This window comes from Moraxella boevrei DSM 14165, from assembly GCF_000379845.1.
Lineage (GTDB): Bacteria > Pseudomonadota > Gammaproteobacteria > Pseudomonadales > Moraxellaceae > Faucicola > Faucicola boevrei.
Genome location: NZ_KB903782.1, coordinates 45,978 through 63,832 on the forward strand (window position 1 = coordinate 45,978; position 17,855 = coordinate 63,832).

The window sequence follows — 17,855 nt, forward strand, 5'->3', positions numbered from 1 at the left end:
TTTTTCAACCGTTTGTTTTGCCAAACCTACTGCCCAATCATCATCAAAATCCCCGCCCAAATCAACCCAAAACTCAGCATTTTTTCTGTACTCACCACTTCATTTAATACCACAATAGACAGCACAAACATCAACGCAGGCTCAAGATAACTGAGCATCCCGAACAAATTCACAGGCAACAGCGAACTCGCCTGCAAATTACTCTGCATCGCCACCGCACTAATCACCCCAAGCCCTACAACCAACGCCACCATAGACAATGAGCCACTCATCACCGCAAAACTATCGCCTTGCCAGCACAACACCGCCAACGCAATCGGAGCAATTATCGTCAAATCCACAAATAAACCCAACAACGCAGGCACGCCCTGCCAACGACGAACGGTATAATAAATCGGATAAGTTAAACAAACCCACGCGGTCGCCCACGACACTGAACCTGCCAAATACACCTGCAACACCACCCCTCGCACTGCTAGAACAATCGCTATGCTTTTTAGGCGGTTTAACCGTTCACCGAATACGATAAGCCCGCCACAACCATCGCAAGCGGGAATAAAAAATAACCAATCGCTACATTCACCGCCTGCCCATTCACAGGTGCCCACATAAATAACCACAACTGACTTGCCAAAATCGGCGTGGGCAACACCAACAGCAACTTTTGTTTTAACGTGGTCAAACCTTGCCAAAATCGGCGTAATTTGGCAAAACTACCGCTCATCAGCATAATTGCGAGCAGACCAAACCACATCGCTACCATTCGCCACAAAAACACCTGCGTGCCTGTCAACGGCAATAGCCAATGACTGTACAGATACAGCACCACAAACAGCACATTGGACAACAATGCTAACGTAATACCTGATAAAATTTTGTTATTTTGCAAAAGATTGGTAAAGCTCGCGGTTGGGTTAAGTTTGGGTTGAGCGGTTAAATTTTGCATATCAATGGTGACCCACAATCCGTTTTTTCAAATCATTTTTCAAAAAATATTGCGATATTATAAAAGGTTTTTTTGAAAAAATATTTCATTTTTTAACAAATTATGCTAAATTAGCACATTCTTTTTTTATAAAAAAATGCTTTTTTTGCACAAAGTGATTTTAAGCTCTATGATAGGTCTGTTATGCAACACGAAATTGATGATATTGATAAGCGTATTTTAAATATTTTACAAGAAGATGCGACCCTACCGCTCAAAAATATCTCCGAGCAAGTCCATGCGTCAGTTGCCACCTGTCAACGCCGTATTCAGTTCATGATGGATACAGGCGTGATTACCAAACAAGTAGCGATTATTAACCCTGTGGAGTTGGGTTTTGGCTTGACGACATTTGTCTTGATTGAAATGGAAAAGCAAAATACGGCGTTGCAAGACGGTTTTGAACGGTTGATGAACCGTTTGCCAAATGTGATGAGTTGTTACGAAATTTCAGGAGATTTTGATTTTTTATTGTTGGTTCATGCCAAAAATATGGAAGATTATCACCGTTTTACTCGTGATTATTTGACCTTTGAAAATAATGTGAGACGTTTTAAAAGTCAATTCGTGATGAATTTTTCTAAAGTTGGGACAAAGATTGAATTAGATTAATCTAAATAATAAAATAAGGTGTTCCGTTCGCCATGAGTTAAGTGATATGTTAAAAAACCGTTATAGCTTGACAAGCTTACCACGAACGATTTTTTAAACAATCGGCTCTTTACGATAGATAATGGTGGACGGTAGCGACAAGCCAAATACCAATGCAAAGGCGACGAAAAATGCCTTTAACGCATAATCCATCATTTGGGCGAATAATGGCTGATTATAGCCTGCGTAACCAAGCTCAACCAAACTTAACATTGCTTTGTACGCAGGCACACCGGGCATCATACACAAAAGTGCAGGGACAAGGACGGTTTTTGGGGTGATTAGATAACGTTTTGCCAAATACACCGACAAAAAACCCGTTACCATTGCGGTTATAAAAGTGCTGACGATTAAATTTGCCCCCAATTGTAACCAAATATTTCTTAAACCAAAGCCCACTACCGTTATCAGCACGCACTTCCACAAATGTTCTTTTGGTACATTAACCATCATGCTCCAACCAAGCGTCATGAGCGATGCAAAAAATACCGCTTCCGCCAAGCTACCAACATCAATCATAACAATCATTAGGCGATGCCCCACTCATGAATTTGTAATAAAATCAATGCCAAACTAATGCCCACGCCTGATGATAAGGTCAAAATCACCACAAACATAAAACGCCCAATCCCAATATTCATATAACCTTTTAACATATCAGACAACGAATTAATCAAAGGAAAACTTGGTACAAGTAATAACACGCTGGACGCAATGGCAATGTGTGGGTCATTGCCCAGATGGGCAAGCAGTGCCATACTACTCAAGATAGACGCACAAAAAGCGGTCGTCCCTGCCACCACAAAGGGATTAAAATGGTGTTTTGTTAAAAAATAGCGGACTAATTGCCCAACCATTGCCGACAAATACGTCATTGCCACGACCACCAAATCACCACCTGCCAAATGAGCAAAACACGCACACGACAGCCCCACCATCATCGCCACTAGCCAAAACGGATAAGTGCGTTTATCTAAATTATCAAAGCGTTGAATGGCGTGTTCTAGTGGACTAACACCGTCAATCAAACCATTGGCAGTGGGCATTCGCTCCAAATCTAACACAATACGCTGAATTTGGATAATCATATTAACATTAATCACATGAGTCGTGGACGCTCGCAAGGTCGTGATACAGCGATTATTATAAATCGTGGTAATGGTAATACCGTTAAACGCAAGGCTACATTCCACGCTCGCCACGCCGAGTGTCGCCCCAAGTCGTTTACACAAATCCACCACCACGGTAGACTCCGCCCCATATTGCATCAACAATAAACCACACCGCACGCATAGGCGGGTGATTTGTTGTTGGTCTTCGTATGCCATATAGGGCAATCGGCGAATGGTGGTGGGCATACCGTTTAATGTTTCAAAATGTGGGATAAAGTTGGTAAAAATAAATTAAAAATGAATTTTACACAAGTTTAGTAATTTTTTCAAAATAAAAAACCACCGATTGGCAGTTTTTGTAAAAACAACATGGTTATGTTAACCAAAATGCCCACTGATATAGCCTTTGGTTTGTGGATTTTTGGGATTGTTAAAGATTTATTCGGTTTTGTCCATTTCTATCATTTCGCCCAAATACATATACGCCGTATAATCCGAAACTCGCATCGCTTGTTGCATATTGTGAGTGACAATCACAATGGTATAATCCTGTTTTAAATCCGCAATTAACGCTTCAATCGCCCCAGTAGAAATGGGGTCAAGTGCCGATGTCAGTTCATCTAACAACAACACTTCAGGGCGAGTGGCGACCGCACGAGCGATACACAAGCATTGCTGTTGTCCGCCTAACAGCGGTAGCCCTGATTTCTTGAGTTTGTCTTTGACTTCTGTCCACAGGGCTGATTTTTTTAATGCCCATTCCACACGTTCGTCTAGTTCGCTTTTGCTTAATTTTTCGTATAACCGCACGCCAAACGCTACATTATCATAGATTGACATTGGAATGAGCGTGCATATTAGGATAGAGCTCGTACATACGGTTAAACGTGCGTAACAGCGTGGATTTGCCACAGCCTGACGGTCCGATAAAGGCGGTTACTTTTTTATCATAAATATTAAGATGAATGTTTTTTAGGGCATGAAATTTACCATAATAAAAATCAAATTGGTTGACTTGGGTTTTACTTTTTAGTTTGTCTTGCATAGGATAACCTTTTTTAAAAATATTTAAATAAATGTATATTTTTGATTAACTACGTGATTCTTTACCACTTAACAATCTTGCCAACATATTTAACCCAAGCACCGCCAAGGTGATTAACAACGCCCCTGCCCACGCTAATTGTTGCATATTTTCATAGGGTTGCGATGCTAATTGATAAATGGCATTGGGTAAATTTGCCATCGGTGCGTTCATATCTAAACTAAAATATTGGTTATTCATGGCAGTAAATAATAATGGGGCGGTTTTGCCTGAAATCCGTGCAAATGCCAACAACACGCCTGTTAAAATCCCTGCCTTAGCAGAACGCAAAGTAACGTGGCTCACTAGTTTCCATTTTGGCGTGCCAAGAGTTTATAGATAAACAAAATCACTTAAATCACATTAATGGCATTGAAAACTTCTGGTCGCAAGCCAAGAGAATGCTGAGAAAATACAACGGCATTGATAAGAAAAACTTTCATCTTTTTATTAAAGAATGTGAGTTTCGTTTTAACTATGGCTCGCCTGTAATCAGCTTAGAGTGTTGAGAAGATGGTGTGAAATTTGAACTTAATCTAGTTCAGCCCCAAAATTTTAATAAGGATTAGTGACTGAAATAACCACGCAATAAAAAAGCCAAATCATACAATTTGGCTTTTTTATCAATATCAATCACCCTACAATTAGTGCAACGCCCCAATAAAATCTGACAAAATTTTAATATCATTATCAGACAGCTTAGCAGCGACTACTTGCATCATGCCTTTTTCGCCTTTTTTGGCAGCATCATTGGTACGCATCTGCTCTGGCATCAAGCCTTCATCTTCACGACCCGCCGCACGGAACAGCTTTAACTGCGTTGCAATATATTCAGGATGCTGACCGCCCAAACGTGGGAACGCCGCCCATTGATTACCATTACCTTTGCCACCATGACAGCCAGAACACGGGATTACACCACGTTTGCTGTCACCACCAAAGTATAATTTTTGAGCTTTTTCTGCGGTTGCAGGATTGGCATAACCGACGCTCCAGCGTGGCTGACTGGCAAAATAACCCGCCACATTCGCCATATCTTGGTCGCTAAGTTGCGATGCGTAAGCCTTCATAATGGCATTGGCACGGTCGCCATTTTTGAACGCAACTAATTGCTTATACAGATACTTTACACTTTGACCGCCCAAGTTTGGTTGTGCAGGCACGGCACTTACACCATTCGCCCCATGACACGCAGCACACACCGTTTCGGCAATCACTTTACCTTTTTCAATATCGTATTTTGGCACAGCAACAGCCGCAGAACCGCTTACGCTGGCAATCAAAAGGCTGGCGGCAGTGATAATTTTCTTCATCGGTCATCTTCCTACAAAAAAGATTGCTGGCAATCTTTAAAATTTGCAATACAACATTTTGCCAATTTTATTTCAGATACACCATCGTTAAACACAAAAAAATAGGTTATAATTGTGCTATTATAACAAGATTTTGACAGTTTTGTTTGATTTTTTTAAACTTTTCACAAAGTCCTGCACAATCAATCCCGCTAAAACCCCAATTGCATCATTGATATGATGCGTATTATGCCACAATTTTACTGGCAAATAAATGAAAAATCTTGCAAAAAATGCAATTTTTTTGTTTTTTCTCAGCAAAAATGGTTAAAATTTTTCAGCCTATTTTTGACAAAACTTAACAAAAAATCCGCAGTCGGTGGGGTTTTTCTGTTAAAATAAACGGTTAATTTTTTTAAATTTAGATTGTGAAAGCCCATGAACCAAGCAACGAACCAACCAACTTTTGCCGACCAAAATCCAACTAACGCTCCAACCACTGATGATTGCCAACGTTGGTTACAACAGACTGAATTTTTGCTATCTGCCCCAACCTTTAAGCTGTGCCCTGCCGATACAGGGCTAGAAGTGGCGTTCGCAGGGCGTTCCAATGCGGGAAAATCGTCGTGTATCAATGCCATTACCAACCAACGCCAACTGGCTCGCTCGTCCAAAACACCGGGGCGTACCCAAATGATTAACTTTTTTCACATGGGAAATACCGAACAAAGGTTGGTAGATTTACCTGGCTATGGCTACGCCGCCGTACCTGAAAGTATGAAACAAGAATGGCAAAAAGAGTTGGAAAAATACTTGGTTTCTCGTAAAAGTTTAACAGGATTGGTGCTATTAAGCGATATTCGGCATCCGCTAAAATTTTTTGATGAACAAATGCTTCATTGGGCAAAAGATGGGGATTTGCCTGTACACGTTTTGTTAACAAAATCGGATAAGCTCAAGTACGGAGCATCAAAAAATAGCTTGCAACAAGTACGAAATCAATTAGCAAAACTAAAATTACCTGTTAGCGTACAGTTGTTTTCTGCCCAAAATAAACAAGGTATTGATGAGTTACGCTTAAAACTCGCCGATTGGTTACGATTTGAGCCAAATAACCCTACGAATGCCGAGATTAATGCGGAAAACTAATTCGTTTATTAATCAATTTTAAAGGCATGAACCGACTGAATTTGTTCATTTTGCTCACGAATATTTGCCAAAATGGTGGTATTTTTCGGTAAAGTTTGGGCTAAGTTTTTCGCTTGTTCCAACGAAGTAATGGCATCTTCCAGTTGATTTTGCCAAAATTGTGCGTTGGCACGGTAACGTAACACGTTGATTTGGTGTATGATTTTTTCATCGTTTTGCGTATTTTTGGATAAAATTTGACTGGCTTGTTGTAGTTTTTGCCAAATTATCACATCTCTTGGGTATTTTTTTGCCAAAGGTTGCAGTAATGAGATTATCGCTTTCGCCCCTTGTACTTGGTTGTTTTTCAGGTGTAAATCAGCTAAATATAGCTTGATATCTCGGCGTTCAGGCAGTAAATTTGACAAATTATTGAGTTTTTCAATGGCTTGGGTGGTTTGTCCTTGGGCATCATCTAGTTTTGCCGATACGATAACCGCTAACGGATTGCTGTTATCTTGAATGGACGCTTGCAAGGGTTTGAGCGTGATTTGGGCTTCTTGGTATTGGTGTTCGTCCGTGAGCAACATGGCAAGGGCAAGTTTTGCCCCATCGCTGGTGCGACTGGCTTGGGTGAGTTCGTTTTTATTGGTTAATTTGGCTTGATACCGTCCCCACCATTGGATTTGTTCAAATAATTGTTTGCGGTATAAATGGGTTGGGCTGTTGCTAAGTGCTTGATTTGGATAACTTCTGGCTCGGTTGGTGGTTTCGCTGAGCCGTTCAGCGGTGAGTGGATGGCTCATGACAAAACTTGGAATCAAGGCATTGGCTTTGACAGGATTTTGTTGGTTTAACGTGGCAAAAAATTGGGGCATGGCATTGACATCATAGCCTGCTTGCGACATGATTTGCATCCCCACTCGGTCTGCTTCACGCTCTTGGCTACGGCTAAATGATGCCCCTGCATTGGCTGACATCGCTTGCGAACCCATCATTACCGCCATGCCTGCGTTGCCTTCGCCTGATTTTGCCGCTACGATACTCGCCAATAATCCGCCCATTTGGATTAACATTTGTTTCCCCTTTTCATCACTGCGGTGTTGGTAATGGCGTTGGCTGACGTGAGCGATTTCGTGGGCAATCACGCTCACCACTTCGTCAAGACTTTGGGCTTTGTCAATCAAGCCAATATTTAGCCCAATCAACCCCGCTGGCACGGCAAAAGCATTGATTTGTCTATCGTTAATCAACACCAACGCAAGCGGTGCATCGGCACGGGCAAAGGCATTTAATTGCCAAACCACCTGTTCCAACTGTTGCTGTAACCAATAATCTTGTAACAAAGGAGCAGAGCCGTTCAACTGTCGTAATGCCCATTCGCCAAGCATCAAACTTTGTTGACTATCAATCAAACCACCATCGCTAATCGTGGGCAAATTTATGCTTTGTAAATTATTATTTAAATTATTTTTTGAATTATTGGTTAAATGATTATTTAAATTTGATTGATAAAAATGATTATCATGGGCAAAAACTGGCATACTAAATCCAAGCAACAAGGCTAAAATTGGGGTTAAACTTGATGCTAAACTTATTTTTAACAACGATTGACGATTTGGTTTTTTTGGCATTTTTTTTGGCAGATTTTTGGATAAGATTGGTAACATGGTTTTTTATTTTTCCCAAAATCAAGTAAAATAAGGCAAAACTAGCATAGCATAATTTGCTTAAGGCTGTTTATCAAAATTGCATTGATTTGTAATTTTTAAATGAAATTTAAGTTAAAATTTAACAAAAGAGTAAAAAATGAATTTCACCATTTCGCAACATTTAACAGAACAAACCGATTTTCAACACGATTGGCAAGTTTTTCTTACCCTATTATCAAAAACTTATAATGAAAATTTATACATTGAAAATTATGTCAATGGTAAAAATCTTGCCTGCCCCATGCCCTTGTTAAAGCTCAAAATGGCGTTAAGAACGACTGAAATCGGCAACGGCGTATATCTGACTGCCACTGACCCCAATAGCACCAATGATATCCAAGCATTTTGCCAACACGCAGGGCTTGATTGTCATTCTGCAGCAATAAACGAAAACAACACTCAAAGCGAAATGTTTCATTTTTTGATTATTAAAAATAAATAAATATTTTATTAAATTAAAATAAGCAATAAATGTTACAAATTTACAGTATAATTGTTGTGGTTTTTATCAAAGTTCGGTTTATAATAGGCGTATTTTTATACGAGTTTTGTCAGTTATTTTTGATAACAATTCTTTTTACCGCTTTATCATCGTAGGTTTTTTATGAGTCGCAAAAAAACAGCCAATCCCACGAAAATTGACACCGCAGACCATCTGACGGATGAGTTTGATGATGAACTTGACGATGACGGATTGGAGCTTGAGCCTGATTTTGATGAGTTTGGCAATGATGATTTTGATTTGGAAAAACTAGAGCAATTGGATAAGGGTTTTAGCCAAGATGATGCCGATGCGTTGATGGATGAGTTTGACGATGAATACACAGACGAATTTGGCGAACGTCCGCCCCGAAAACCAAAGAAAGTCAAAAATACCAATGCCTTAATTGCTACTATGCCGACCGCTTTGACCGCCCCCGGTGTGAACTTGGGTGCGTATATCAATGCCGTGCATCAAATTCCGATTTTAACGCCTGAGCAAGAGCAAGACTTGGCACACCGTTATTATGATGAAGGCGATGTGGAAGCAGCTCGGTTACTCGTTATGTCGCATTTACGTTTTGTCATTCACATCGCTCGCAGTTACTCGGGTTATGGCTTGCCACAGGGCGATTTAATCCAAGAAGGCAATGTGGGTTTGATGAAGGCGGTAAAGCGTTTTGACCCCAATAAAGGCGTGCGGTTGGTGTCGTTTGCCGTGCATTGGATTAAGGCGGAAATTCATGAATTTGTCATTCGTAATTGGCGGATTGTCAAAGTTGCCACGACCAAGGCGCATCGTAAACTGTTTTTTAATTTGCGGTCGTTAAAAAAAACCAACAATCAACTGACCTTAGAAGAAGCTGAAGCGATTGCCAAAGATTTGAATGTTACCGTTAAACAAGTGTTGGAAATGGAGAGCCGTTTAACATCGTATGATGCCTCCTTTGAAGCCCAAAGCGATGATGACGATGACGGGCGTTATGCACCGCAATATTTCTTGGAAGACGGCGTTAATCCTGCCGATGTGGTGGAAGATGCCGACTGGGAAGAAAGCAACAATACGGCGTTGGCGGAAGCTATGGAAGCGTTGGATGACCGCTCTCGGGATATCGTGCAACAGCGTTGGTTAAATGAGCAAAAAGCCACGCTACACGACTTGGCGGCGGCGTATAACATTTCGGCAGAGCGAGTGCGTCAGATTGAGAAAAATGCCATGGATAAAATCAAAGAAGCCATGTTGGCAAATACGCATTTGCAGTTGGATTAATTCGGAAAAAGAATGAAAAAAATAAACTGGACAAGTATCGCCTGTATCAATATGGCAACGGCTATCGGTTGTGGAGCGTTCGGGGCTCACGGCTTAAAAAAAACGCTGACTGCTGAACAGCTCGCTTGGTGGCACACAGGCACAGATTATTTATTTTATCAAGCGTTAGGACTACTTGCGGTATCTATTTTAATTCGGCAAAAATACGCCATTAAAAACATCGCTTTAACCATGCAAATCGGTAGCCTGATTTTTACAGGGTCACTGTATCTTATGGCGTTAGGAATGCCCCGTTGGCTTGGGGCGATTACGCCGATTGGTGGCTCGTTGATGGTGTTTGCTTGGTTGTGGCTCGCTATATTTTTGCACAAAAAAAATAGCGAAAGTAAGTTAAAAGTTTTGTAAAAAAAGTTGGGTGTATATTTGTACCCAACTTTTTTTTCACAATTTACCAAAAATTTTTGATTATTTTTGCCGATTTAACACCAAATTTAATACAATTGCCGTCAATGTTGCCGTGCCAATTCCACCCAAATTAAACTGACCGATATGCAAACTAAAGTCCCCTGCCCCCATAATCAATGTTACTGCACCAATGATTAGATTGGAATTTTTGCTAAAATCAATGTTATCATCAATCCAAATTTTTGCCCCTGCAATGGTAATCAAGCCAAAAACCACAATGGACGCCCCACCGAGCAACGCAGGCGGAATGCTATGAATAATCGCCCCAAATTTTGGCGATAAACCCAATAAAACTGCGACCAACCCTGCCACCACAAAAATGGTGGTAGAATACACTTTTGTTACCGCCATGACACCGATATTTTCCGCATAGGTGGTAACACCTGTTCCGCCCACGCCTGCTGACATCATGGTGCACGCACCGTCTGCAAAAAACGCCCGCCCCATATACGGCGACACTTTTTGCCCTGTCATCGCTTCTACCGCTTTAATATGTCCCAAATTTTCCGCTACCAAAATAAATGCCACAGGGGCAATTAAAACAATCGCATTCATCTCAAAAGTTGGTGTATAAAATTTTGGCAAACCAAAGAGCGGTGCATTAGCAACAGGAGCAAAATCAATGGGCGTTCCTAAACCCATGACATTGGTTAACACAAAATACACCAAATACGCCAACACCAACCCCACTAGCAACAACAAACGGCGGAGCATGCCACGAGCGAACACCGCCACGCCACTAATACACAACACGGTCAATAACGCCACCCAACTGTCAAATTGATTGCCTGATACGCCCTTAATCGTGACAGGTGCAAGATTTAAACCAATAATCATCACAATCGCCCCAGTGACAATCGGTGGCATCAACTTTTCAATCCACGCCACGCCTGTTTTCATCACCAATAATCCAATCATGGCATAAATCGCCCCACACGCCACAATACCGCCCAACGCCACCGATAAATTGACATTAAAACCCGATCCTGCATACGCCGTTGCGGTAATCACAGGGGCGATAAACGCAAAACTTGAGCCCAAATAACTCGGCACACGCCCGCCTGTCAAAAAGAAAAAGCCAATCGTGCTAATCCCCGCCATTAAAATCGCTAAATTCGCATCAAAACCCATTAACAAAGGGGCTAACACAGTCGCCCCAAACATAGCAAAAGCGTGCTGTAAACCAAGCAAAATACTTTTATCCACAGGCAAATACTCGTGAATACCGACAGGGTGCTGGTCTAGGTCGCCTTTATAAGGTTGCCATTTTGGAAACCAGCCTGTATCGGCGGTTGGTTGGGTTGTGTATTGGTCAGCCATTTTTCCCCCATGCTGTTTTGTGACGTGATTATTTTTGAGAATAAAGCTATGCCCAAATTCGGTGCATTATACCCTAATTGTTAATTTTTGTAATCTTTTATTTTTTGGAAAAAATTCTGCTAAAAATCACGCCTATTGCAAAAAATAACTTGAGTTTTAAGATTTTTTTGTCATGATAAGCGAATAATTTTGATTGATTTAAAAAGAAAAAAATGATTATTGACTTATCGCCACAAACTGAAATTTACATTCAACAAATCGCCCAAACCCAAGGCATAAATACGGAAAAATACGCCAGTCAATTTTTGGAAAAAAATTTACCCAAACAAATTGAACGTCCTTTTGATTTTGATTTGGAATTGATAAAAACATCCATTGAAAGCGGTTTTAAACCCATTCCGAAATTTGAACATACCAATGATTTAGTAGATTGGCGTGGCGGTAAAAATAAGTTAATCTAATTTCCCCAACCTTTCTCGTAATTTTACGACATTTCCCATAATCAACAAGGCAGGGGCAGGTAGCCTAGCAACTGCTTGTTTTTCCACAATATTTTGTAGCGTACCTGTCAAAACTCGTTGATTTGGCAAACTTGCATTGGACACTATGGCTATCGGCGTATCGGCAGATTTTCCAGCTTTAATTAACCCAGTTATTAAAATATCTAACTTACCTAAACCCATATAAAACACCACGGTTTGTGTATCGTCTAGCAAATCTTGATAATTTTCGTTCGGTGTATCTTTTTTTAAACAAGCGGTTACAAACTTGACCGACTGGGCGTAATCTCGGTGCGTGAGCGGTATGCCTGCACAGCTCGCCCCTGCGGTCGCTGACGTGATGCCCGCCACGATTTCATAGTCTATCCCTGCCTCGGCAAGGCGTTCGGCTTCTTCGCCACCACGCCCAAAAATCAGGGGGTCACCCCCTTTTAGGCGTAGCACACGTTTGCCAAATTTGGCGTGTTGCATCAACAAATCATTGATTGTTTCTTGAGCAACCGCATGGTTACTGGCTTTTTTACCAACATAAATTTTGCTCGCATCTCGGCGACACAAGTTCAAAATCGGCTCGGAAACCAAGTTATCATAAAACACAATATCCGCCTGTTGCATATAGCGTAACGCTTTAAACGTCAGCAAATCTGGGTCGCCCGCCCCTGCCCCAACGATGTAAACTTTGCCGATTTTTTCTACTCCTTTGTCTTGATAATCGTTAGCAAACATCTCTATCAAGTCGGCTAATTGCTGTTCTGCCTTGTCAAAATCATTGGCAAAAATTTGTTCGGCAATTTCACTGGTTATGCCAAAATCACTGGCTTGTGCGGTCAAAGTTTCGCCACCAAACACCTTTTCCCACAACTGTCTGCGAGCCGTGATGTGCGGTAATTTTTGTTTGACGGTTTGACGATACTTGCCTGCCAATTCTGCCAATTTGCCCAAATTTTGCGGTAACAAACTTTCCAATTTGGCACGCAACAACCGAGCCAATACAGGCGATGTGCCATTGCTAGAAATCGCCACGGTAATCGGCTCTCTGTCCACAATCGCAGGAAAAATAAAACGACAGAGTTCAGGATTATCCACCACATTTACAGGAATATGTTGGCGTTCGCTGTCATGAAAAACTTGTTCATTGACAATTTGATTATCCGTACAAGCGATGACAAGTCTTTGATTTTGTAAATACTTTTCTTGATAATCATCTTGAATAAATTGATGATGTTGTTGAAATTTTTGCAAAAGTTGCGGTTCAAATGCTGGAGCAACAAAAGTTATGGCCGCCCCAGCTTGTGCCAATAACTCAGCTTTTCGCATGGCAACTTCACCACCACCGACTAACAACACAGGGCAATTTTGTAGATTAAAAAAAAGTGGTAAAGTTTTCATGCGATTTCCTTTCAAACAAAATTTGACAAAAAATTATAATTGGGTATGCAAGCCACACTCACGATTTTCTTCAACTTTGGTTGGGTCAAAATAATCGTGTTCATTTGGCAAATTGTTCGCTTGCACATATTTTTCCAAGTCATTTTCTGCCCAATGAAACAGCGGTGCAACCTTGATAATACCGTCTTTACTCACAGTCACGATGTCAAGCGATTGACGAAATTCTGTTTGGTCTTTACGAATAGCATTAATCCACAAATCTGGCTGAATGTCTTGCAGGGCGCGAGCGAACGGCTCAAGTTTGACTTGCTCGGTAAAAGTGGCATGAGCAGGATTGTCCACGCTTGGAATACCGTTAAATTCGGCATTTCGCCACGCACTTGACTGTTTTGGCAAATAGGTTAAAACCTTTAAATTCAAGTCTTTGATGATTTTAAAGGCACAACGATAAGTCGCTTCCGTGTTGTAACCACTATCCACGAATAGCACAGGAATATCCGATTTTTGTTGGCTAACCAGGTGCAAAATTACCGACTCATACGGACGAAAATTGGTGGTAATAAGGGGATTTTTGGCAACCGATAACGCCCAAGCAATGATGTCTTGTGCGGTTTTGCCTTGTAATTCGGCGTTGATTTGGGCGATGTCTAGGTTAAGTTTATTACTCATGGGTTTTCCTTCTTAACATAAAGCTGAAATGAAATTTGGGTATTGCTTATGCTAATGGCTTTTGGTTATGAATAAAAATGCAAAAAACCGATATACTTATGAATAGATAGAATTTATCAATTTGGCAAAATGGTTCTACTATAGTGGAAAATTTTGCAAGCTAAAAAAAATCAAAACAGGTTTTTTGCAAGCAAATACCCGTCATTTTTATTATTATTTTATTGATTTTTAAGGATTTTTATGTATCGCTATAATCCGATTGACCAACAACTTGTCAATGATAGGGTTGAGCAATATCGCAACCAAACCCAACGTTTTTTGGCAGGCGAATTGTCTGAAGAAGCGTTTTTACCACTACGGTTAATGAATGGCTTATACATTCAACGCCAAGCCCCTATGCTCCGCATCGCCATTCCTTACGGCTTGTTGGCGAGTTATCAGTTGCGAAAACTTGCCGACATTACCGAAAAATTTGACAAGGGCTACGGACATTTTACCACTCGCACCAACATTCAGCTCAACTGGGTAAAACTGGAAGAAGTTCCTGACATTTTGGCGGAGTTGGCAACAGTGCAAATGCACGCCATTCAAACCTCTGGCAACTGCATTCGCAACACGACCACCGACCCTTACGCAGGGGTAAACACGGCAGAAATCGCCGACCCACGTCCGTACTGTGAAATCATTCGCCAGTGGTCAACTTTTCACCCAGAATTTACCTTTTTACCCCGTAAATTTAAAATCGCTGTCATCGGCTCAAAAGAAGACCGCAGTGCGTCAATGCTCCACGACATCGGCTTGCATATTGTCAAAAATGATAAGGGCGATATCGGCTTTGAAGTGGTGGTCGGTGGCGGATTGGGCAGAACGCCAATGATAGGTAAAGTGATTTGCGAATTTTTAGAGCCCAAACATTTGTTAAGTTATCTTGATGCGATTTTGCGTGTATACAACCTGTACGGCAGACGTGATAACAAGTACAAGGCTCGTATCAAAATCTTGGTGGACAGCATGGGCAAAGATGAATTTGCCAAATTGGTTGATGATGCTTGGCACGGCACAGCTGACATCAAAGGCAGTAAAGACGGCGAATTGACTTTAACAAACGCACAAATTAATTATGCCAAATCGTTTTTTACCACACCAAATTACCAAGAATTTTCACAAGATGAATTAAGAAAAATTGATGAAAATTTACAAAAACAGCTTGCCAAAAATCGTGATTTTGCCAACTGGTACACGCATAATACCAAAAATCACAAACAAAACGGTTATCGGATTGTCAATATTTCGTTAAAACCATTTTTAAAAATTGCAGGTGATGTAACTGCCACGCAAATGCGAGTTATCGCAGAATTGGCGGATAATTACAGTTTTAGCGAAATCCGAGCCACGCATCATCAAAATTTATTGTTAAGTGATGTTAAACTATCTGATTTGTTTGATGTTTGGCAAACTTTGGCAAAATACGACCTGGCAAGAGCCAATATCGGCACGCTGACCGACATCATCGCTTGTCCCGGATTTGACTATTGTTCGCTTGCTAATGCCAGTACGCTGAACATCGTGGATAAAATCAATCAGCAATTTGATGACCTAGATTTTGTCTATGATTTGGGTGATATTCGCCTAAATATGTCGGGCTGTATGAACGCCTGTGCCCATCATCATGTTGGTGATATTGGCATTTTGGGCGTGGATAAAAAGGGCGAACATTGGTATCAAATCTCAATCGGTGGCTCATCAAAAGAAGATGCCAAACTGGGTAAAATCTTAGGAAAAGCAGTGTCTGCCGATGATGTCGCGATAACTTTGGATAGAATTTTACACGTTTATTTGGAACAACGCATGCCTGATGAACTGTTTTCAGATACTGTAGAACGTATTGGCGTTGAACCATTTAAGGAGCGAGTGTATGCCAGTTATTAATACCGAAAAAATTTTGGATATTTCTAGTGAAATCATTGAGTTTAACCAAACTCTTTTATTAGACAATTTAACCTTAACATCTGATATTGATACCAATGTTGATGAAGTGATTGTCAAAGCAAATACCTTAGAGTTTGACGACGAAAACCTAGTTAAAAATTTACTGAATTTTTTAATTTCACTAAAAAATATAACCGATAAAAAAATTGGTTTACAGTTATCAGGCGAAGTGGATTTTGCCAAAATTAAACCATTTTTAAGCCAAATTTTTACCAATATCTCCCTGATTGTGATAGATTTTGCAGGATTTCGTGATGGGCGTGGCTATAGCTTTGCCAAACAATTACAGCATGACAGCCGTTTTTCGCCAAATTTGACTTTACGAGCGACAGGTGGCTTGATTGCCGATAGTTTGCCGTTGTTACAACGTGTTGGCTTTAGCGAATTTGTGGTTGATGATGCGGTTTTTAAACCCCATTTTTTTGAACATTTTGACAAAATTAGACATTATTACGACGGTAAAAGTAGTCAAATTTTACCGATGTTTGCTCATTTACAAGGCTAACTTTTTAACATTTTAAGGAAGTTTTATGAATTATCAAACCACAGACGGACTTGTGCCACCGCATGGCAGTCCTGTGTTAAAACCCAAACTTTTGACAGGGCAGGATCTAATCAACGCCCAACAGCGAGCCGAAACTTTACCAAAAATCAACATCAGCTCTCGGGAAGCGGGCGATTTGATTATGCTTGGCATTGGCGGATTTACACCGCTAGACGGCTTTATGAACCATGCCGACTGGTACAGCGTGTGTGACAATATGCACTTGGCGACAGGCGAATTGCAGGGTGTATTTTTCCCAATTCCGATTACCCTATCCACCGACCAAACGACCGCCGACACGCTGAACATCGGCGATGATGTGGCTTTGGTGGCGGACGGTGAAATCCGTGGTATTTTGAGATTGAGCGAAAAATATACGATTGACAAAGCATTTGAATGCAAAACAGTATTCGGCACGACCGACAGCGAACACCCCGGTGTCGCCATGGTATTGGCTCAAGGCGATGTCAATTTGGCAGGTGATGTAATGGTATTGAGCGAAGGCGATTTTCCAGAAAAATACCCTGACATTTATCTCACGCCGACCCAAACTCGAGAAATTTTTGCCAAAAAAGGTTGGAAAACGGTATCAGCTTTCCAAACTCGTAATCCGATGCACCGCTCGCACGAATATTTGGCGAAGATTGCGGTAGAAATTTGTGATGGCGTTCTCATTCACAGCTTGCTTGGGGCGTTAAAAAAAGGCGACATTCCTGCGGAGGTACGTCAAGAAGCGATAGGCACGCTGATTGATAATTATTTCAAAAAAGACACCGTCGTTCAGGCAGGTTATCCGCTAGATATGCGGTATGCTGGTCCACGAGAAGCCTTATTGCATGCCTTGTTCCGTCAAAATTATGGGTGCAGTCATTTGATTGTTGGGCGAGACCATGCAGGCGTTGGCGATTATTATGGGGCATTTGACGCTCAAAAAATCTTTGATAGGTTAAGCGATGATGACTTGATAACTCAGCCGTTAAAAATTGATTGGACGTTTTATTGCACGGCGTGCGACAGCATGGCGAGTACCAAAACTTGTCCGCATGATGAGCGTTTTCATGTGAAAGTGTCTGGCACAAAATTACGCAAAGCCTTATCGGAAAATCAGCCCATTCCTGAGCATTTTAGCCGTCCTGAAGTATTGGCAATTTTGCAAACATATTATCAAAATTTGGCGGAAAATGACCGTCATCAAGTGGCATTAAAAGGGCATTCAGCAAAATAAATCTGTTGTCTTTTGCAAAATAAAAAGCAGTGATATATTC

The 17,855-nt window shown here is 41.1% G+C and carries 18 protein-coding genes and 3 pseudogenes; 10 read left to right on the forward strand and 11 right to left on the reverse strand.

What is annotated here, in order from left to right; translation table 11 throughout:
• Positions 1-26: 26 nt before the first annotated feature.
• Together A3G3_RS13250 and A3G3_RS14670 are read right to left on the reverse strand one after the other, a co-directional pair.
• Entirely contained in the window at positions 27-608 is a 582-nt protein-coding gene (locus A3G3_RS13250) for an EamA family transporter (protein WP_211207550.1), read from the reverse strand.
• Positions 506-946 carry an EamA family transporter gene (locus tag A3G3_RS14670; RefSeq protein WP_211207551.1) on the reverse strand — a complete coding sequence of 147 codons (441 nt, stop codon included), beginning with the start codon at positions 944-946 and terminating at the stop codon, positions 506-508. The genes A3G3_RS13250 and A3G3_RS14670 overlap by 103 nt, the downstream gene beginning before the upstream one ends.
• Positions 947-1,129: 183 nt before the next feature.
• Between A3G3_RS14670 and A3G3_RS0105830 the strand changes: the two genes are divergently transcribed.
• A complete protein-coding gene (locus A3G3_RS0105830; protein WP_019519605.1) occupies positions 1,130-1,597 on the forward strand; it encodes an Lrp/AsnC family transcriptional regulator in 468 nt (155 codons plus the stop codon).
• A gap of 93 nt (positions 1,598-1,690) precedes the next feature.
• Here A3G3_RS0105830 and A3G3_RS0105835 read toward each other — a convergent pair whose 3' ends face one another.
• From A3G3_RS0105835 to A3G3_RS13260, 4 genes and pseudogenes are all read right to left on the reverse strand, one after another.
• Positions 1,691-2,164 (reverse strand): threonine/serine exporter family protein, encoded by a 474-nt coding sequence (locus tag A3G3_RS0105835; RefSeq protein WP_019519606.1) that lies wholly within the window; start codon positions 2,162-2,164, stop codon positions 1,691-1,693.
• Entirely contained in the window at positions 2,164-2,994 is an 831-nt protein-coding gene (locus tag A3G3_RS0105840; RefSeq protein ID WP_019519607.1) for a threonine/serine exporter family protein, read from the reverse strand. The genes A3G3_RS0105835 and A3G3_RS0105840 overlap by 1 nt, the downstream gene beginning before the upstream one ends.
• Positions 2,995-3,186: 192 nt before the next feature.
• Positions 3,187-3,793 (reverse strand): annotated as a pseudogene (locus tag A3G3_RS13255) (phosphate ABC transporter ATP-binding protein).
• Between the two features lie 45 nt (positions 3,794-3,838).
• A pseudogene (locus A3G3_RS13260) lies at positions 3,839-4,162 on the reverse strand (ABC transporter permease subunit); the annotation flags it as partial.
• A gap of 17 nt (positions 4,163-4,179) precedes the next feature.
• On the opposite strand from A3G3_RS13260, the pseudogene A3G3_RS14250 reads away from it, so the two are divergent.
• Positions 4,180-4,361, forward strand: a pseudogene (locus tag A3G3_RS14250) (transposase); the annotation flags it as partial.
• Between the two features lie 115 nt (positions 4,362-4,476).
• Here A3G3_RS14250 and A3G3_RS0105855 read toward each other — a convergent pair.
• Positions 4,477-5,145 carry a c-type cytochrome gene (locus A3G3_RS0105855; RefSeq protein ID WP_019519611.1) on the reverse strand — a complete coding sequence of 223 codons (669 nt, stop codon included), beginning with the start codon at positions 5,143-5,145 and terminating at the stop codon, positions 4,477-4,479.
• A 417-nt stretch (positions 5,146-5,562) separates the two neighbouring features.
• Here A3G3_RS0105855 and yihA point away from each other — a divergent pair, with 417 nt between their 5' ends.
• Positions 5,563-6,273: a ribosome biogenesis GTP-binding protein YihA/YsxC gene (gene yihA, locus A3G3_RS13265; RefSeq protein WP_019519614.1), complete on the forward strand. Its 711-nt coding sequence runs from the start codon at positions 5,563-5,565 to the stop codon at positions 6,271-6,273.
• An 8-nt stretch (positions 6,274-6,281) separates the two neighbouring features.
• Here the strand turns inward: yihA and A3G3_RS0105875 are convergent, their stop codons facing one another.
• Positions 6,282-7,886, reverse strand: a complete 1,605-nt coding sequence (locus tag A3G3_RS0105875) for a M48 family metalloprotease (protein WP_169333198.1) — start codon at positions 7,884-7,886, stop codon at positions 6,282-6,284.
• A gap of 175 nt (positions 7,887-8,061) precedes the next feature.
• Between A3G3_RS0105875 and A3G3_RS0105880 the strand changes: the two genes are divergently transcribed.
• The 3 genes from A3G3_RS0105880 to A3G3_RS0105890 all read left to right on the forward strand — a co-directional run bounded on the left by A3G3_RS0105880 (position 8,062) and on the right by A3G3_RS0105890 (position 10,119).
• The gene (locus tag A3G3_RS0105880; protein ID WP_019519616.1) at positions 8,062-8,406 is read left to right on the forward strand and encodes a sulfurtransferase TusA family protein; all 345 of its coding nucleotides are present in this window, start codon (positions 8,062-8,064) and stop codon (positions 8,404-8,406) included.
• A 453-nt stretch (positions 8,407-8,859) separates the two neighbouring features.
• Complete coding sequence (gene rpoH, locus A3G3_RS0105885; protein ID WP_211207553.1) at positions 8,860-9,714, forward strand: RNA polymerase sigma factor RpoH; 855 nt, start codon at positions 8,860-8,862, stop codon at positions 9,712-9,714.
• Between the two features lie 12 nt (positions 9,715-9,726).
• Positions 9,727-10,119: a DUF423 domain-containing protein gene (locus A3G3_RS0105890; protein ID WP_019519618.1), complete on the forward strand. Its 393-nt coding sequence runs from the start codon at positions 9,727-9,729 to the stop codon at positions 10,117-10,119.
• A gap of 60 nt (positions 10,120-10,179) precedes the next feature.
• Here the strand turns inward: A3G3_RS0105890 and A3G3_RS0105895 are convergent, their stop codons facing one another.
• A complete protein-coding gene (locus A3G3_RS0105895; protein WP_019519619.1) occupies positions 10,180-11,499 on the reverse strand; it encodes a solute carrier family 23 protein in 1,320 nt (439 codons plus the stop codon).
• 212 nt (positions 11,500-11,711) lie between these two features.
• Here A3G3_RS0105895 and A3G3_RS0105900 point away from each other — a divergent pair, with 212 nt between their 5' ends.
• A complete protein-coding gene (locus tag A3G3_RS0105900) occupies positions 11,712-11,960 on the forward strand; it encodes a hypothetical protein (RefSeq protein WP_019519620.1) in 249 nt (82 codons plus the stop codon).
• Here A3G3_RS0105900 and cysG read toward each other — a convergent pair.
• Together cysG and A3G3_RS0105910 are read right to left on the reverse strand one after the other, a co-directional pair.
• Positions 11,952-13,388 carry a siroheme synthase CysG gene (gene cysG, locus A3G3_RS0105905; protein ID WP_019519621.1) on the reverse strand — a complete coding sequence of 479 codons (1,437 nt, stop codon included), beginning with the start codon at positions 13,386-13,388 and terminating at the stop codon, positions 11,952-11,954. The genes A3G3_RS0105900 and cysG overlap by 9 nt on opposite strands.
• 33 nt (positions 13,389-13,421) lie before the next feature.
• Positions 13,422-14,057: a phosphoadenosine phosphosulfate reductase domain-containing protein gene (locus A3G3_RS0105910; protein ID WP_019519622.1), complete on the reverse strand. Its 636-nt coding sequence runs from the start codon at positions 14,055-14,057 to the stop codon at positions 13,422-13,424.
• Positions 14,058-14,297: 240 nt separating this feature from the next.
• On the opposite strand from A3G3_RS0105910, the gene A3G3_RS0105915 reads away from it, so the two are divergent.
• From A3G3_RS0105915 to sat, 3 genes are read left to right on the forward strand one after another with little or no spacing between them, the layout of a single operon-like run.
• On the forward strand, positions 14,298-15,986 hold the full coding sequence (locus A3G3_RS0105915) for a nitrite/sulfite reductase (protein ID WP_019519623.1): 1,689 nt from the start codon (positions 14,298-14,300) through the stop codon (positions 15,984-15,986).
• A complete protein-coding gene (locus A3G3_RS13990; protein WP_019519624.1) occupies positions 15,973-16,551 on the forward strand; it encodes a DUF934 domain-containing protein in 579 nt (192 codons plus the stop codon). The genes A3G3_RS0105915 and A3G3_RS13990 overlap by 14 nt, the downstream gene beginning before the upstream one ends.
• Positions 16,552-16,576: 25 nt before the next feature.
• Complete coding sequence (gene sat, locus A3G3_RS0105925; protein WP_019519625.1) at positions 16,577-17,815, forward strand: sulfate adenylyltransferase; 1,239 nt, start codon at positions 16,577-16,579, stop codon at positions 17,813-17,815.
• Positions 17,816-17,855: the final 40 nt, after the last annotated feature.

Excerpts from the sequence above, each read along its gene's own strand:
- A3G3_RS0105880 (WP_019519616.1), top strand. The coding sequence starts at position 8,062 with ATGAATTTCACCATTTCGCAACATTTAACAGAACAAACCGATTTTCAA.
- A3G3_RS0105835 (WP_019519606.1), bottom strand. The coding sequence starts at position 2,164 with ATGATTGTTATGATTGATGTTGGTAGCTTGGCGGAAGCGGTATTTTTT.
- A3G3_RS0105895 (WP_019519619.1), bottom strand. The coding sequence starts at position 11,499 with ATGGCTGACCAATACACAACCCAACCAACCGCCGATACAGGCTGGTTT.
- A3G3_RS0105830 (WP_019519605.1), top strand. The coding sequence starts at position 1,130 with ATGCAACACGAAATTGATGATATTGATAAGCGTATTTTAAATATTTTA.
- cysG (WP_019519621.1), bottom strand. The coding sequence starts at position 13,388 with ATGAAAACTTTACCACTTTTTTTTAATCTACAAAATTGCCCTGTGTTG.
- A3G3_RS13990 (WP_019519624.1), top strand. The coding sequence starts at position 15,973 with ATGCCAGTTATTAATACCGAAAAAATTTTGGATATTTCTAGTGAAATC.
- A3G3_RS0105890 (WP_019519618.1), top strand. The coding sequence starts at position 9,727 with ATGAAAAAAATAAACTGGACAAGTATCGCCTGTATCAATATGGCAACG.
- A3G3_RS0105855 (WP_019519611.1), bottom strand. The coding sequence starts at position 5,145 with ATGAAGAAAATTATCACTGCCGCCAGCCTTTTGATTGCCAGCGTAAGC.
- A3G3_RS14670 (WP_211207551.1), bottom strand. The coding sequence starts at position 946 with ATGCAAAATTTAACCGCTCAACCCAAACTTAACCCAACCGCGAGCTTT.
- sat (WP_019519625.1), top strand. The coding sequence starts at position 16,577 with ATGAATTATCAAACCACAGACGGACTTGTGCCACCGCATGGCAGTCCT.
- A3G3_RS0105840 (WP_019519607.1), bottom strand. The coding sequence starts at position 2,994 with ATGCCCACCACCATTCGCCGATTGCCCTATATGGCATACGAAGACCAA.
- rpoH (WP_211207553.1), top strand. The coding sequence starts at position 8,860 with ATGCCGACCGCTTTGACCGCCCCCGGTGTGAACTTGGGTGCGTATATC.
- A3G3_RS0105915 (WP_019519623.1), top strand. The coding sequence starts at position 14,298 with ATGTATCGCTATAATCCGATTGACCAACAACTTGTCAATGATAGGGTT.
- yihA (WP_019519614.1), top strand. The coding sequence starts at position 5,563 with ATGAACCAAGCAACGAACCAACCAACTTTTGCCGACCAAAATCCAACT.
- A3G3_RS0105875 (WP_169333198.1), bottom strand. The coding sequence starts at position 7,886 with ATGCCAAAAAAACCAAATCGTCAATCGTTGTTAAAAATAAGTTTAGCA.
- A3G3_RS0105900 (WP_019519620.1), top strand. The coding sequence starts at position 11,712 with ATGATTATTGACTTATCGCCACAAACTGAAATTTACATTCAACAAATC.
- A3G3_RS0105910 (WP_019519622.1), bottom strand. The coding sequence starts at position 14,057 with ATGAGTAATAAACTTAACCTAGACATCGCCCAAATCAACGCCGAATTA.